Origin of the sequence: Franconibacter daqui, assembly GCF_014644275.1 — a bacterium.
GTDB lineage: Bacteria > Pseudomonadota > Gammaproteobacteria > Enterobacterales > Enterobacteriaceae > Franconibacter > Franconibacter pulveris.
The window spans coordinates 54,127-69,344 of sequence record NZ_BMKJ01000004.1; the positions used below are offsets into that span (position 1 = coordinate 54,127).

17 protein-coding genes are annotated in these 15,218 nt (G+C 54.3%); 6 read left to right on the plus strand and 11 right to left on the minus strand.

Annotation, left to right across the window (positions count from 1 at the left end):
• Positions 1–6: 6 nt before the first annotated feature.
• Positions 7–870 (minus strand): YicC/YloC family endoribonuclease, encoded by an 864-nt coding sequence (locus IEX01_RS14265; RefSeq protein WP_024561840.1) that lies wholly within the window; start codon positions 868–870, stop codon positions 7–9.
• A 123-nt stretch (positions 871–993) separates the two neighbouring features.
• Between IEX01_RS14265 and rph the strand changes: the two genes are divergently transcribed.
• Both rph and pyrE read left to right on the plus strand, forming a co-directional pair.
• Entirely contained in the window at positions 994–1,710 is a 717-nt protein-coding gene (gene rph / locus IEX01_RS14270; protein ID WP_024557865.1) for a ribonuclease PH, read from the plus strand.
• 65 nt (positions 1,711–1,775) lie between these two features.
• Positions 1,776–2,417, plus strand: coding sequence for an orotate phosphoribosyltransferase (pyrE, locus tag IEX01_RS14275; protein ID WP_024557866.1), 642 nt, complete (start codon positions 1,776–1,778; stop codon positions 2,415–2,417).
• Positions 2,418–2,448: 31 nt separating this feature from the next.
• Here the strand turns inward: pyrE and slmA are convergent, their stop codons facing one another.
• The 3 genes from slmA to coaBC form a co-directional block, all read right to left on the minus strand.
• Positions 2,449–3,045 (minus strand): nucleoid occlusion factor SlmA, encoded by a 597-nt coding sequence (slmA, locus tag IEX01_RS14280; RefSeq protein ID WP_024557867.1) that lies wholly within the window; start codon positions 3,043–3,045, stop codon positions 2,449–2,451.
• A gap of 122 nt (positions 3,046–3,167) precedes the next feature.
• Positions 3,168–3,626: a dUTP diphosphatase gene (gene dut, locus IEX01_RS14285; protein WP_024557868.1), complete on the minus strand. Its 459-nt coding sequence runs from the start codon at positions 3,624–3,626 to the stop codon at positions 3,168–3,170.
• A complete protein-coding gene (gene coaBC / locus IEX01_RS14290) occupies positions 3,604–4,818 on the minus strand; it encodes a bifunctional phosphopantothenoylcysteine decarboxylase/phosphopantothenate--cysteine ligase CoaBC (protein ID WP_024557869.1) in 1,215 nt (404 codons plus the stop codon). The genes dut and coaBC overlap by 23 nt, the downstream gene beginning before the upstream one ends.
• Before the next feature lie 169 nt (positions 4,819–4,987).
• Here coaBC and radC point away from each other — a divergent pair, with 169 nt between their 5' ends.
• The 4 genes from radC (at position 4,988) to mutM (ending at position 7,200) form a co-directional block, all read left to right on the plus strand.
• On the plus strand, positions 4,988–5,659 hold the full coding sequence (gene radC / locus IEX01_RS14295) for a RadC family protein (protein ID WP_024557870.1): 672 nt from the start codon (positions 4,988–4,990) through the stop codon (positions 5,657–5,659).
• Positions 5,660–5,872: 213 nt separating this feature from the next.
• Positions 5,873–6,109 (plus strand): 50S ribosomal protein L28, encoded by a 237-nt coding sequence (rpmB, locus tag IEX01_RS14300; protein ID WP_004388471.1) that lies wholly within the window; start codon positions 5,873–5,875, stop codon positions 6,107–6,109.
• Positions 6,110–6,120: 11 nt separating this feature from the next.
• Positions 6,121–6,288 (plus strand): 50S ribosomal protein L33, encoded by a 168-nt coding sequence (rpmG, locus tag IEX01_RS14305; RefSeq protein ID WP_003024094.1) that lies wholly within the window; start codon positions 6,121–6,123, stop codon positions 6,286–6,288.
• Between the two features lie 102 nt (positions 6,289–6,390).
• Positions 6,391–7,200 carry a bifunctional DNA-formamidopyrimidine glycosylase/DNA-(apurinic or apyrimidinic site) lyase gene (gene mutM / locus IEX01_RS14310; protein WP_024557871.1) on the plus strand — a complete coding sequence of 270 codons (810 nt, stop codon included), beginning with the start codon at positions 6,391–6,393 and terminating at the stop codon, positions 7,198–7,200.
• Here mutM and coaD read toward each other — a convergent pair whose 3' ends face one another.
• The 7 genes from coaD to IEX01_RS14345 form a co-directional block, all read right to left on the minus strand.
• Positions 7,201–7,680 carry a pantetheine-phosphate adenylyltransferase gene (coaD, locus tag IEX01_RS14315; protein WP_188724066.1) on the minus strand — a complete coding sequence of 160 codons (480 nt, stop codon included), beginning with the start codon at positions 7,678–7,680 and terminating at the stop codon, positions 7,201–7,203.
• Entirely contained in the window at positions 7,677–8,453 is a 777-nt protein-coding gene (locus IEX01_RS14320) for a glycosyltransferase family 2 protein (RefSeq protein WP_024557873.1), read from the minus strand. The genes coaD and IEX01_RS14320 overlap by 4 nt, the downstream gene beginning before the upstream one ends.
• The gene (gene waaA / locus IEX01_RS14325) at positions 8,453–9,727 is read right to left on the minus strand and encodes a lipid IV(A) 3-deoxy-D-manno-octulosonic acid transferase (protein ID WP_024557874.1); all 1,275 of its coding nucleotides are present in this window, start codon (positions 9,725–9,727) and stop codon (positions 8,453–8,455) included. The genes IEX01_RS14320 and waaA overlap by 1 nt, the downstream gene beginning before the upstream one ends.
• A gap of 182 nt (positions 9,728–9,909) precedes the next feature.
• Positions 9,910–11,544, minus strand: coding sequence for a sulfatase-like hydrolase/transferase (locus IEX01_RS14330; RefSeq protein ID WP_188724067.1), 1,635 nt, complete (start codon positions 11,542–11,544; stop codon positions 9,910–9,912).
• Positions 11,545–11,561: 17 nt separating this feature from the next.
• Positions 11,562–12,533, minus strand: coding sequence for a glycosyltransferase family protein (locus IEX01_RS14335; RefSeq protein ID WP_024557876.1), 972 nt, complete (start codon positions 12,531–12,533; stop codon positions 11,562–11,564).
• Positions 12,533–13,522, minus strand: a complete 990-nt coding sequence (locus tag IEX01_RS14340) for a glycosyltransferase (RefSeq protein ID WP_024557877.1) — start codon at positions 13,520–13,522, stop codon at positions 12,533–12,535. The genes IEX01_RS14335 and IEX01_RS14340 overlap by 1 nt, the downstream gene beginning before the upstream one ends.
• A 143-nt stretch (positions 13,523–13,665) precedes the next feature.
• Positions 13,666–15,039, minus strand: a complete 1,374-nt coding sequence (locus IEX01_RS14345) for an O-antigen ligase family protein (RefSeq protein ID WP_082167063.1) — start codon at positions 15,037–15,039, stop codon at positions 13,666–13,668.
• Positions 15,040–15,218 lie beyond the last annotated feature (179 nt).

Genomic DNA, 15,218 nt, shown 5'->3' on the forward strand with positions numbered 1-15,218 from the left:
GTCTGATTACTCAATATTCTGAATCTGCTCACGCATCTGCTCAATCAGCACTTTCAGTTCAATAGCTGAGTTGGTCACGTCGGCGTTAATTGATTTAGACGCCAGCGTATTCGACTCGCGGTTGAACTCCTGCATCATAAAGTCGAGACGGCGACCCACCGCCTCTTTTTTCTTCAGGATATTATAAGTTTCTTTAATATGCGCATCGAGGCGATCCAGCTCTTCGGCCACATCGATGCGCTGTGCCATCAGCACCAGCTCCTGCTCCAGGCGGTTATTCTCAAGCTGTACCTGCGCTTCTTCAAGCTTCGTGACCAGTCTTTCACGCTGCCATTGCAGGACGGAGGGCATTTGCGCACGGACTTTAGTCACCTCCGCGCTCACCCCTTCCAGACGCTGCTCAATAAGCATTTTCAGCGCCTGGCCTTCGGTTTCACGCGCCACAATAAAGTCATCCAGCGCGCCGTCCAGCGCCGACAGGATATCAGCGGCGATAGCGTCCAGATCCTGTTCCTGCGCGGCCATTACGCCCGGCCAGCGCAAAATATCGAGCGGGTTTATCTCGCCTTCATCACTTTGCATTTTCACCCAGTTCGCGGCGCTGACCAGCTGCTTCGCCAGTTTTTCGTTGAGGATGAGTTCCCCTTGCGCGCTGGCGTCAGGTTCAAAGCGCAGCGTGCACTCAATTTTACCGCGAGTCAGACGATTACGGATGCGCTCGCGGGCTACAGGTTCCAGGCTGCGGAACTGTTCCGGCAGGCGAATATAGGTTTCCAGATAGCGCTGGTTTACCGAGCGTAATTCCCAGGCGGCGCTACCCCAGTCACCCTTAATTTCACGCCGGGCGTAGGCGGTCATGCTGCGGATCATAGTCATACCTGTTTTTAAAAAGAGTGATGCGATTATAGCTACCCCTGGGCAGCCAGGATAGGAATAAGCGCCTTAAGCCCGTATAATGCGCAGCCACATCTGTTACAAGCCGGAGAGAAATTCATGCGTCCATCAGGCCGTAGCGCTACCGAAGTGCGCCCAGTTACCCTGACCCGTCACTACACTAAACACGCTGAAGGCTCCGTGCTGGTTGAGTTTGGCGATACCAAAGTGCTTTGCACCGCCACCATTGAAGAAGGCGTGCCGCGCTTTCTGAAAGGGCAGGGGCAAGGATGGATCACTGCCGAATACGGCATGCTGCCGCGTTCAACCCATACCCGTAACGCTCGCGAAGCCGCAAAAGGCAAGCAGGGCGGTCGCACGCTGGAAATTCAGCGATTAATCGCACGCTCGCTGCGCGCTGCGGTAGATTTAAAAGCGCTGGGCGAATACACCATTACGCTCGACTGCGATGTTTTGCAGGCGGATGGCGGCACCCGCACTGCTTCTATTACAGGCGCCTGCGTGGCGCTGGCAGACGCGCTGAACGCGATGGTCGCTGGCGGCAAGCTCAAAACCAACCCGATGAAGGGCATGGTGGCGGCGGTTTCCGTAGGCATCGTGAATGGCGAGGCGGTTTGCGATCTGGAATATGTGGAAGATTCCGCTGCGGAAACCGACATGAATGTCGTAATGACCGAAGATGGCCGCATTATTGAAGTGCAAGGCACAGCGGAAGGCGAGCCGTTTACGCATGAGGAGTTGCTCTCGCTGCTGGCGCTGGCCCGCGGGGGGATTGAATCCATTGTCACGTCGCAGAAGGCGGCGTTAGCAAATTAATTTTTAAGGCGACTGTGAAGTCGCCTTTTTTATGCCTGAAAAAACGCTATTTGAGGAGCAAAGCCATGAAACCGTATCAGCGCCAGTTTATTGAATTCGCCCTTAACAAACAGGTGCTAAAGTTTGGTGAATTCACGCTGAAATCCGGGCGCACGAGCCCCTATTTCTTCAACGCCGGGTTATTTAACACGGGGCGCGATCTGGCATTGCTGGGCCGTTTTTATGCAGAAGCGCTGGTAGATTCCGGCATTGATTTCGACCTGCTTTTCGGCCCGGCTTATAAAGGTATTCCCATCGCCACGACGACCGCTGTGGCGCTGGCAGAACACCATGAACGCGACGTGCCTTACTGCTTTAACCGTAAGGAAGCGAAAGATCATGGTGAGGGCGGCAACCTGGTGGGTAGCCCGCTGCAGGGGCGCGTGATGCTGGTGGATGATGTGATAACAGCCGGGACGGCTATCCGTGAGTCGATGGAAATTATTCAGGCTAACGGCGCTACGCTTGCGGGCGTGCTGATTTCTCTCGACAGACAAGAGCGCGGACGCGGTGACATTTCTGCTATTCAGGAAGTGGAACGTGATTACGGCTGCAACGTTATTTCCATTATTACCCTGAAAGACCTTATTGCTTATCTGGAAGAAAAACCGGAGATGGCGGTTCACCTGGCGGCGGTGCGCGAATATCGCGAGCAGTACGGGGTATAAAACAAAAAAGGGCCGCTCGGCCCTTTTTTGTTTATTGAAGCTGCGCGGCGAGCAGCGGCCAGCGAGAGTCAAACTCGTCGGTGGGGCTGTAGCGAAATTCGCTGCGCACAAAACGCGATAGCATGCCTTCACAAAACGCCAGCAGCTGGCTCGCCAGCAGGGTTTCATCGGTTACATACCCTTCGCCTTCGCGCATTTTGCGTTCACGCAAAACCTGCCTCAACTGCGCTTCGATACGTTCAAAAAGTTGGTTAATGCGACCTTGTAAACGGTCCTGTTCAAACATCAAAGCATGACCGGTAAGGATGCGCGTTAGCCCCGGGTTGCGTTCGCCAAAGCCGAGAATGAGCTGCACAATCAGCCGCAGGCGCGTGGTCGTATCCTTCTCATCCTTCAGGATAAGGTTGATACGGCTAATAAGGCTGTCTTCGATAAACTCAATGAGGCTATCAAACATCCGGGTTTTGCTGGGGAAGTGACGATAGAGCGCCGCTTCGGAAACGCCAACGGAAGCCGCCAGTTTCGCCGTGGTGATGCGCTGACTGCCATCGCTGGATTCAAGCATCTGGGCCAGAGACTGAAGTATTTCTTCGCGACGATTCCTTTTCGCAGTTTGTTTTTCTGACATGTTCTGAAAGACCCCTGAGAATACATTCTTGCCAGGCGAGCATCCACAAGCGACCACAGGCGTAATGCCTGTGGTAATTTATTCGCTTTATTTTGCTTAAGGGATGCGTTTAAACCGGGGGCTTATCGCCGCCCAGAGTGACCGAAACCGCCTTCACCGCGTTCGGTCTCATCAAAGGCTTCAACCAGGTTGAATTCTGCCTGTACTACTGGAACAAACACCATCTGCGCGATGCGTTCGCCAGGTTCAATAATGAAGCTTTGTTGGCCGCGATTCCAGACGGAGACCATCAATTGACCCTGATAATCAGAATCAATCAAGCCCACCAGGTTACCCAGAACAACGCCATGCTTATGGCCAAGCCCTGAGCGCGGCAGGATGACCGCTGCGAGAGACGGGTCGGCGATGTGAATCGCAAGGCCAGTCGGCAGAAGCGTCGTTGCGCCAGGCGCCAGCTCTACAGCGTCATCCAGACAAGCGCGCAGGTCAAGGCCGGCCGAGCCGGCGGTAGCGTAAGTCGGCAGCGGGAACTGCTGGCCCACGCGCGGGTCCAGAATCTTAACGTCGATTTTTTTCATCATAACGGGTAACGATTTCGTCCAATAAAAGATGGCCAAGGCGTTCTTTCCGCTCAAGCGGTAAGCGTTTATCGCCCTCCTGCCAGAAAAGATGCAGAGCGTTGTTATCGCTGTTAAATCCTTGATTAGATTTAGAAACGTCGTTCGCGCAAATCAAATCAAGGTTTTTACGCTGGCGTTTTTGCCGCGCATATTCTTCCACATTATTCGTTTCGGCGGCAAACCCGACGACATAAGGGCGGTTAAGGGTAAGCGCAGCTACGCCCGCCACGATATCAGGGTTTTTCACCATGGTCAGGGTGAGTTCATCGCCCTGTTTTTTAATTTTTTCACTGGCGATTTCAGCTGCACGGTAATCCGCCACGGCGGCGCAACCAATGAAAATATGCTGCTGCTGCGCGCGTTTTTGTACTTCCGCTTCCATTTCCAGCGCGGTGGTGACATCCACACGCTGCACAAACGGCGGCGTAGATAACGATACGGGGCCTGAAACCAGCGTGACGTTGGCGCCTCGCGCCGCCGCTGCCGCAGCAATGGCGAAGCCCATCTTGCCGGAGCTGTCGTTGGTAATATAACGCACCGGATCCAGCCGCTCGCGGGTAGGGCCTGCGGTAATCATGATGTTGAGATGTTGCAGATCTTTGACAGGCGCGAAATGCAGCGCGGCCATTTCCACTATCGTCATCGGGTCAAGCATACGGCCCGGCCCTATGTCTCCGCAGGCCTGGCTGCCGCTGTCCGGCCCCCAGAGTTGCAACCCGCGGGAGGCCAGCACTTGCAGATTATGCTGGGTTGCGGCGTTGCGGTACATCTGCTGATTCATGGCGGGCACGACGGCAACAGGCGAAGGTGTGGCAAGGCAAATAGTCGTAACCAGGTCGTTCGCCATGCCAGCGGCTACGCGGGCGATAAGATCGGCGGTGGCGGGCGCAAGGATAACCAAATCGGCCCATTTGCCAAGCTCGATATGGCCCATCGCCGCCTCGGCCGCCGGGTCAAGCAAACTGTCGGAAACGGGATAACCCGACACCGCCTGCAAACTCAGCGGCGTAATAAACGCCTTCGCCGCTTCTGTCATGGCGACTCTCACTTCCGCGCCGCGATCGCGCAGGCGCCGCACCAGCTCAGGCGCCTTATACGCAGCAATACCCCCGCTGACGCCCAGAACGATTTTTTTTCCGGAAAGCCCAGTCATGATTTTTTCCGCTAACAACAAATAAGGCGGCCATTTTACCACAATCAAAAAACCGGCGGAGCAGTACAAAAAATCAACTTTGCGAGATAGCGCGCAAGCGTGACAAACCAGCCTTCCAGTCAAACTTATCTGTGGCAGGATAACGCCGACGTAACGCAGAGGAGGTGTGATGGTGGTTGAAAAGGCGCAGCCGGCGGGGCCGCGCGAAAAGCTGCTTACTTATGGCGCAAAAGAGCTAAGCGATGCGGAACTGCTGGCGATTTTTCTGCGCACAGGCAAGCGTGGGGTTTATGTCGTCACGCTGGCGGAACAGTTGCTCGGGCATTTCGGCTCGCTGCGTCGTCTGTTATCGGCAACGCTTGAGGAACTGGGCGCGGTAGGGGGCATTGGTGTGGCGAAATATGCGCAGCTTAGCGCGATTGCTGAGTTAGGCAGGCGTTACGCTGCCTCCTGGATGCAGGACGAACAGCCATTATTAAACCCTGATATGACGCGTGAATTCCTTATGAGCCAGCTTAGCGATGAGCAACGCGAGATCTTTATGGTGATCTTTTTAGACAATCAGCACCGCGTCATTAAAAACAGCCAACTTTTTTCAGGCACGCTTAATCATGTAGAAGTACACCCGAGGGAAATTGTGCGGGAGGCTATAAAAGTTAACGCGGCGGCGGTAATCCTTGCACATAATCATCCTTCCGGTCACGCCGAACCCAGCAAGGCGGACAAAATGATTACCGAACGCATTATAAATTGCTGCCAGTTTATGAATATCCGAGTGCTGGACCATCTGGTTATTGGCCGCGGAGAATGCGTTTCTTTCGCCGAACGTGGCTGGATATAAGCCAGACGAGGCGATCCATGGCGATCTTTTCTGTTCGGGACTTGAGCAGACGGCCCCGGCAGCGTATACTACGCCACCTTTGAGAATCTCGGGTTTGGCATTTGGGCCTGGCATACGCGAGTTCACATTGAACCGCCAGACCGGGCTTTAGGCCTGACGAGGCGCCAATACCCTATACGAAGCTCGAGCTAATTTGATTTTTGGAGAATAGACATGTCCCGAGTCTGCCAAGTTACTGGCAAGCGTCCGGTGACCGGTAACAACCGTTCACACGCACTGAACGCGACTAAACGCCGTTTTCTGCCGAACCTGCACTCTCACCGTTTCTGGGTAGAGAGCGAAAAGCGTTTCGTTACTCTGCGCGTATCTGCTAAAGGTATGCGTGTTATTGATAAAAAAGGCATCGACGTTGTTCTTTCTGAACTGCGTGCCCGTGGCGAGAAGTACTAAGGAGCTAAATCATGGCTAAAGGTATTCGCGAGAAAATCAAGCTGGTTTCTTCTGCTGGTACTGGTCACTTCTATACCACCACGAAGAACAAACGTACTAAGCCGGAAAAACTGGAACTGAAGAAATTCGATCCGGTTGTTCGTCAGCACGTTCTTTACAAAGAAGCTAAAATTAAATAATTTTAGTGGATTGTACAAAAACCCCGCCTCGGCGGGGTTTTTTGTTTTCCGGCTACCCTCATATTAAGGTTATCCGATAAACACAAGGTCACGAGAGAAAGCATGCCTGAATTACCCGAGGTAGAAACCAGCCGTCGCGGTATCGAACCGCATCTGGTTGGCGAAACCATTCTTCACGCCGTGGTGCGTAATGGCCGCCTGCGCTGGCCAGTCTCTGATGAAATCCATGCCTTAAGCGATAAACCGGTTTTGAGCGTACAACGGCGGGCCAAATATCTGCTGCTGGAATTGCCGGATGGCTGGATCATTATCCACCTTGGCATGTCCGGCAGCCTGCGCGTGCTGCCGGAAGAGTTGCCCGCGGAGAAGCACGATCACGTTGACCTGGTGATGAGCAACGGCAAAGTGCTGCGCTATACCGACCCACGCCGCTTTGGCGCCTGGCTCTGGACGAAAGAGCTGGAAGGCCATAACGTCCTGGCGCATCTGGGGCCGGAACCGCTTAGCGAAGCGTTTAATGGCGAATATCTGCATGCGAAGTGCGTGAAAAAGAAAACTGCCATCAAGCCCTGGTTGATGGATAACAAGCTGGTGGTAGGCGTGGGTAATATCTATGCCAGCGAGTCGCTCTTTGCGGCGGGGATCCACCCTGATCGCCTTGCCTCGTCGTTATCGAAAAAAGAGTGCGAGCTGCTGGCGCAGGCGATTAAGGCTGTCCTGTTACGATCGATAGAGCAGGGCGGCACGACACTGCGCGATTTCCTGCAAAGCGACGGCAAACCTGGCTATTTTGCGCAGCAGCTACAGGTTTATGGTCGCGAAGGGGAACCCTGCCGGGTTTGCGGTACGCCGATACAGGCGGGAAAACATGCCCAGCGCAGCACCTACTGGTGCCGTCGCTGCCAGAAATAATCAGGCAAGTCTTTCGAGCAGAGCCTGATGCACATGCTGCGGAAGGAAGTGGGAGACGTCGCCCTGGTGGCGCGCCACTTCCTTTACCAGCGAAGAAGAGATGAATGACCACTCTTTGGCTGGCATCAAAAAGACGCTTTCCAGCTCCGGCATCAGATGGCGGTTCATATGCGCCAGCTGCATTTCATACTCGAAATCACCCGAAGTACGCAGGCCCCGCACCAGAATAGTGGCGTTTTGCGCTCGCGCGAAGTTAGCCATCAGATCGCTGAATCCTGTTACCTGCACGTTTTCCAGATGCGAAGTCGCCTTCTGCGCGAGCGCTACGCGCTCTTCCAGCGTAAACAGCGTTTTTTTATGCGGACTGGCGGCAATCGCCAGGATCACTTCGTCAAACAGGCGGGAAGCGCGGGTAAGAATATCGATATGGCCGTTGGTAATCGGGTCAAACGTGCCGGGATAAATAGCGCGAGTGGTCATAGCGGTCTCTTTTCCGTATAGCCATGGTTTAACGCCCACAGCTCGGTGTATTTGTTAAAGGTGTACTGTGCGTTCACGACGGCAAGCAGCCAACCTTGTTTGCCATCCAGTACGCCGCCCCGCAATAACAGCGTCTTACAAAAGGCGCCCAGCGTGTGGCCGAAAATGGCCGCTGCCGAAACCTTCTTTCCTTTCTGATGGCGCTCCTGCGCCCAGGCGGCGGCGTAAGCCAGCTGCTTACGCTGAAAGCCTGCGAAATCCCTGCACGTCAGATGCTCCAGATCGCCCTGTAGCGCTACCACGCGTGCGCCGGACGCTTCCAGCGATTCATGGACCCGGTTGTCATTATAGCGGTAACGTTCACGAGCATAGAGACGGGTTACACGATCGGGATACCAGCCGCTGTGACGCATAAAGCGTCCAAGGAATAGATTCCGGCGCGCGATGCTGTAGACCGTGTCAGGCTGCGGGTTAGCAAGCGCCTGCCGAATGGCGTGCGCCAGTTCTGGCGTCACACGCTCGTCAGTATCGATCATCAAAACGTAGTCGCCGGTGGCGTACTGTTGCGCTCGCTGGCGCTGAATGCCGTAACCTTGCCAGTCGGCTGAGGTAAATACGCGAACGCCCGCCGCTTCGGCCAGCGCGACGGTGTTATCGTCGCTGCCGGAATCCAGCAGCACAATCTCATCCGCCCAGCTTACCGAAGCCAGACAATCCGGCAGCACGTCCGCCGCGTTTTTGGCGATCATCACCACAGAAAGACGCGCGGTCATCAGTGGCTCCGCTGCGGCAGATAGGGCTGCAGAAGCTGCAAAAGACGTTGCAACGCGCCCTGATTCTGGTGCAGAACTTCCACCGCGTGGCGGCCATACCAGAGGCGATAATCTTCGTCCGTCAGCAGCGTTGAGATCTCTTTTACCAGCGAGTCTGCACCCGTGACGGTGATAAGCCCGTCCGCTTCCTGCAGCTTCGCGCAGATATCTTTGAAATTGAACGTATGCGGGCCCATCAGCACCGGAATAGCGTGCGCCGCCGGCTCAAGCGGGTTATGACCGCCGCGCTCAACCAGGCTGCCGCCGACAAAGGCGAGGTCTGCGATACCATACAACAGCATCAGTTCGCCCATGGTATCGCCGATAACGACCTGCGTGCTGCCGGAAGGTATTTCACCCGTACTGCGCAGCGTGAAGCTGAATCCTGCCTTTTGCACCATCTCCCGCGCGTCTTTGAAGCGCTCCGGGTGACGCGGCACCAGAATCAGCAGCAGGTCAGGGAAGGTTTCCAGCAGCCTGCGGTGGGCTTCAAGAATAATGGTTTCTTCGCCGTCGTGGGTGCTGGTGGCTATCCAGACTTTACGGCGCGGCGCCCACTGCCGACGCAGCGTTACGGCGCGGGCCGCCAGCTCCGGCGTAACGGAGATATCAAACTTCAGGCTGCCTGTGACGGCCAGTTGATTGCGTTTGAGCCCAAGCGCAATAAAACGGCTGCCATCTTCCTCGTTCTGAGCGGCGATAAGCGTGATCTTGCTTAACAGGCGACGCATAAAGCCGCCCAGTTTCTGGTAGCCACGCGCTGAACGTTCGGAAAGGCGCGCATTGGCGATGACCAGTGGAATTTTGCGCTGATGCAGCGCAGAAACCATGTTTGGCCACAGTTCCGTCTCCATGACGATAACCAGCTTCGGATTCACCGTGTTAAGAAAGCGGTTCATCGCGCCCGGCAGATCGTAAGGCAGATAGACGTGATGCACATCTTTGCCAAAAGCGGAGAGCACGCGCTCAGAGCCGGTCGGCGTCATGGTCGTGACGGTAATAGGCAGTCGGGGATAACGGTGACGCAGCGCGCGAACCAATGGGATCGCCGCAAGCGTCTCACCCACGGAAACAGAATGAAGCAGAATGCCGTCTGGCTGGACTTTGCCCTCGCAATAGCCATAGCGTTCTCCCCAGCGCTTGCGATAGGCCGGGGCTTTGCGGCTGCGAAGCAGCAGACGTAGCCAGACAAAAGGCTGTATAAGGTAGAGTAAAGCGGTATACAACGATTCCAAGCGAATATCCGTTATTTTCTTTATCGGCGGGCAAATTCTAAGCATTTAGCGTAGCTAAAGCTATCCTTTTGGCGTCGTGGGCGCGGTTTTGCCCCGCCAGGGTGCAAAGAGAGCGGATTGTGATGATTAAGCGGGCAGCACAGGTCTGCCCGCGATAAGAAAAGCGCCTGCAAAAGAGGTTATCAGCGCTTATTTTCCGGCAAAGAATCAAGATGATAGGTTATACGCTCTGACAGGCCGCGAATATCACCGCCTGTGATGAAGAAACTATCGTCTTTGAGATTAGGGTTGGTGACGTCAAAGCCCAGCATTTTGTTGATGAGCGTAGCGAGCTGGAAATGGTTTTTCGGCTGCGCCGACGCGATGTCATCAAAGCGATACGCTTTTCCGTTGCTGAAGTAGATAAACGGCACCTGAGCGATTGGCATTTCCACCACCGAGTGGCCAAACAAACCGCCGTCGCCCACGCGTTCGCCATGGTCAGACGTAATAAAAACCAGCACCGGCAGCTTCGATTTCGCCATGACCGTGCGAATAGCCGAGGCCAGCTCTTTGTCGTACAGACGGATAGCATCGTCATACTCGTTTTTCTTCTGCGCAACGCTATCGGCAACCTTTGGCGTTGAGAACTTCGCAAAACCCGCCGGAATGTTTCGCTCATAAGGAATATGCGGCGCGCGGCTGTTCAGCACCATGAAAAACGGCTTCGCATAGTCGAGGTCCGCTTTTTCTACGGAAGGGGTCAGTACGCTGTCCGCGCCCACTTCCGGCGCAGGGCGAACCTGCGTGTCTTCCCACAAATTGATATTGTGAACGCCTATCCAGTTGCTCAGGCCTTCCAGCCCCTGGGCGGAGATAAACGCGGTCTGGTAGCCCTGTTTCTGCGCATTGGCGAACAGGTTCGTGGATTTTGATTTATAGGCGTAATAGTTGTCCGGCTCACGCAGGTTGTTCACCAGCATCGGGATCGCCACGCGCGTAGAGACCGCGTTAGAAACGATAATGCGTGACGTGCCCTGATACTGTTTCATCAGCGCAGCGAGCTCCGGCGTCGTCTCACGGTCATAGCCAACGGCGCTGACGTGATGCGGGTTCAGGCTTTCGCCAATGGCCAGAATGATAGAGTATTTACCGCTCTGGTAGCCCGGTACGGGTTTCACGGTGTAGGGATCATAATGCGCGATGTTCTGGTTTTCGCCGGAGATAGCCTCTGGAATAAGGCGAATAGCGCTAAAGCTCATCGCTGAAAGGCCGTTACGCAGCAGCGAATGGCGCAAATCCGGGTTGAACTTATACATCTGGCCGTCAATGGCTTTATAAAACTGCCCGGCAAACATCACCACGATAGCCATCAGGCAGGGGATCGTCAGCCATTTTTTCCACGCTGGCGCAAAGCGGCGGGCAACGCCGAGCGAGAAAACCACCGCCGCCAGCATAAAGATAAAATAGATGCCAAGCGTGCCGATGCTGTCGCTTATGCCGCTGGCGATATCTTTGGTCTCGACAAATGCCAGCCACACCTCGCTTGGGCCATAAAACTGGCCATAGAAGGTGTAATAGATGGCTTCGCTGATCTGCACGATGAACGTCACGGCCAGCAACAGGCGCGTCAGGAAGAAGCGTGCGCTGGCGGCCGCCAGCAAAGAGATAATCACGTAGAGCAGCAGATCATCCGGCTTAGGATGATACACATTATCTTTCAGCAGGATGCTGATTTCAGAAAGCGAAAACAGCAGCATAAACGCAAGCGTCAGGCCCAGCGTACGCAGCAGGTTACTGCGTCCTGCTTTGGACGCAGTCAAAGTAGTAACAGACATGGAATAACCTTAAACCATTACATTTTTCGGGTAAGCGGACGGATCGCTTTGCCGAAACCAAAGCGCAGCGCGCGGACGGCAGCGGGGCGTTGGTGCAGCCCCTTTTGCCAGATAGATTCAAAAAGAGCGAACCAGCGTGCGGCAACCGCTTCACGCGAGTAAACCTGCAGCCGTTTTTCTCCCTGCTCCAGCATGCTGCGAAACAGCGTCGGGTCATTTTTCAGACGCATAATCGCGGCGAAGGCTTCGTCCGGATTTTTCGCAATTAAGTAATCGAGTTCGCTTTCACGAATAGCGCGAAAAGAGGGCTCGTCATCACAGACCATGACCGTTTTGCCAAGCCAGCCGTTAATCAATTTGCTGGCGGGTTTGCGTGCAAGCTTGTGATCGTGGGATTTGCGGAAACTCACGCAAACATCCACGTCGCGATAGTCGGTCCAGTTATTGAAAGAGATACGCAGGTCAATGCCTTCAGCCGCCAGACGCTGTTTAAACTCCTCGCTGGCATATTCCGGCGGGAAGCTATCCACGCGGCCAAAGTAGGCGACGGTACGTACGGTGTTATCGGTGCGCTCGCGCGGCTGTACACCCGGCTGTGGCCAGTAAGGCACGAAGAGTCGGTTGCCATGGCCTGCCACTTCCGGATTCTGCTCAACGACGTAGTCTGCACCAATAATCGGCGGCCGATCGGCGCGTGCGACTACCGTTACCCCTTTCCAGGGCTTAACGCGGGAGCCAAAATCGTCGTTGTGCATCAGGTTAATGGCGTCGGGACGGCACTGCGCGCCGAACGAACATTCAATCAGATCCGGATAGTAATGATTGAGGGTCAACGCCGTCTGAAAGGTCCAGCCGCCGCGCCCGCCGCAATAAAAGCGTTCTGGAATGGTGTCCGGGTTAACGCGAGCGTCAAGCAACGCCTGAAAGTCGGCATAATTCTTTGCGATAAAATCGGCGCGCGAGACAGCGTGCAGTTTAATTTTCTTCATCATGAGGCTTTATAAATCTTCTTAAGACGAAAATAACGACGACCCAGACGCCAGCGCTGCTTGAAGCCGCGCGCGTTACGCCAAATCATCTCCCAGATCCCACGCTCAAACAGTTCGCGGGTAATTTCGCGCTTCTTATCCGGATTTTCGATATTGTTGATGCTGTGCAGAATGCCCAGGCCCTCTTTAGCGATTTGCCAGTGGCAGGCCGGGACGCGTTTTACCTGTTCCGGGTAGCGCTCATTAATGGCGTTAAGCAGCTCCAGAATCTTCATGTAGTGACGTGCGGAACGCATACGTGTGTCATCGGTGCCGGGGGTATGCGAGACCGAAGCGGAGTGAATCAAATAGTCATACAGCGCTTCGTCAATATATTGCACCCGCTCGGCGGTAAGTAAGACTTCTGTCGTCCAGGGGATATCCTGGTGCCGCAAACCCGGTTCGAACGTAAAACCCTGGCGTTTGATAAAATCATGCCGATAAATATTAAGCCAGGTAACGTGCAGGAATTTGCGGGAATCCAGCGCCATCTGCAGCCAGGTTGGGCCATCAATCACCCCGGTTGAAGCCAGGCGGTCGGACGGGAATATCTTTTTGGCCGGGCGACCGTCGTCATAGATATAGGTGCCATTGCAGGTCGCTACATCAAGACGGTTCTGCGTGGCGATTTCCAGCAGCCGGTTGTACATGCCCGGGTAAATCACATCATCAATATCAGGGAAAGCAAGATATTCGCCGTTCGCCAGCGCCAGTCCACTGTTGCGCGCCACCGACACGCCCTGATTTTCCTGAGTCACTACGCGAAAACGCGCAAACTCACTGGCATAGCGGCCAATGATTTCCGCGGAACGGTCCGTCGAGCCATCATCAACGACAATCAGTTCAACGCTGTTGAGATGCTGGTTTTTAATACTTTCAAAAAACGCGCTCAGGAACTTCTCGCCGTTATATACCGCGATAACGAGACTCAGAAGAGGGGTGTCAGACATACTTTCTCCGTAAAAACCGGGCCGTGCGAAAAATGCGTCAGTTTGACTGAATGGCGGTTGGACCGCAACGCTTAAGCAGAGTTCGCGCGCCAGCTTTTCTGACTGCAAGGGAAGAAAGAAAAGCTGGCTATCCGTGAAGGGGATTAAGAGCCGTTTTGCGTATGGGAGTCGCGAGAACGAAGACAACAGATGCCGATGAGCAGACCCGTCAGCATCATATACTGCTCCAGATAATGGTCCTTCAGGTTATGGTCAACCATGGTGCGCGAGAAGAAACCGATAGTGAAGAGCAGTAAAAACAGTCCTGGCATGGTCTTGCCGTGACGGTAATGCCGCCAGCCGATATACCAGCATGCCACAAGCAGCGCCAGCCAGCCCGCAATGCCCAGCACACCGTTCTGTAACCCGAATTCAATCAGGCCATAATGGCTATGCGGAATGGTGACTTTATCGGTCTGAAGGTCACGGCGTAAGATGAAGCGGAACGCTTCTTTACGCGGGCCAATGCCAAAGGGGTGTTCTGCCACAATCTCCCAACCCCGATGGAAGAAGCTGGCGCGACACCCATTGGAATGGTTCATGGGTTGTCCTTCCGCATTAAGCGGGATAGCGCCGCCATTAACGTTATAGCAGTAGCTGGTAAAAGGCGCGTTCCAGCCCGTTTCGGCATCGCTTCTAAGGCTTTGCCAGCGTGGGTCCGTTTTCCATGAGGCGATGCCCAGGGCGATAGCGGCAACCAGCAGCACCAGGAAAATAGAGCCTATTTTCAAAATATTGCCGCGACGCATTCTGTGCAGCCCCAGCAGGATAAAAGTGGAAAACAGGCTGCCTACCAGGCCAATCGTGCCCCAGCGGGTATCGACCAGCGCGGTACACACCAGGTTCGCCAGCAGCATAAAGGCCAGGAAAGGGGTTTTCAGGGTCAGAAAACGCTGGTGAATCAAGGCGCGCGCCAGCAGTTCTGCAATCAGAAAACCGGTTATCATGTTGATCTGAAAGCTCATCCGCGTGCGGTTAAAAACAATGCGGGTTTCGCCCCAGTGAATAATCCCGTCACGCCAGTAGAGCCAGGCGGTATCCAGCAGATGAACGCAGATGACTCCCCAGAAGCAGAGCACAATCGCGGTAAACAGACGATCAGCCGTAATCGAAGGAAACTGGGACTGAATAACGGGCGCCAGCACAAATCCGCAGCAAAAAAGCAGCACCGGGCGCAGCCACTGGCCGTCCCAGGAATCCAGCATCTCTTTGATGTCTGGCGCAAAAATAAAACCGTTGATAAGAATAAACAGCGTCAATAAGAGCAAAATCAACAGCGCCGGGCGAGCCTGGCGCTCATTAATCATTGCGCGAATCTGAGGCGTGCGGATAAATAAGCCCAGCGCCAGCAAAATGGCGGGATAAATAAAGCCGTTGCGGTGAAAAAGCAGGAGGTCGTTAGGAATCGGCCAGACAAAACAGAGCCCCATAACGCAAAAAAGCAACAAACCCGCCAAAGACTTACGAATATTCATCATAAAATTTATAAAGCTAAAATGTACGCTTGTAATTTGCTGGAAAGAACAATCAGTAAAGCAGCTGAATGCTAAGCTGGGTCTAAGAATAAAGATGAAAACGCCCGGCAAATTACCATAATTGCCCCCTCTACAGAAGAATAAAGTTTGTAACGTCTTATAAAGCAAACGCTATAATTCCG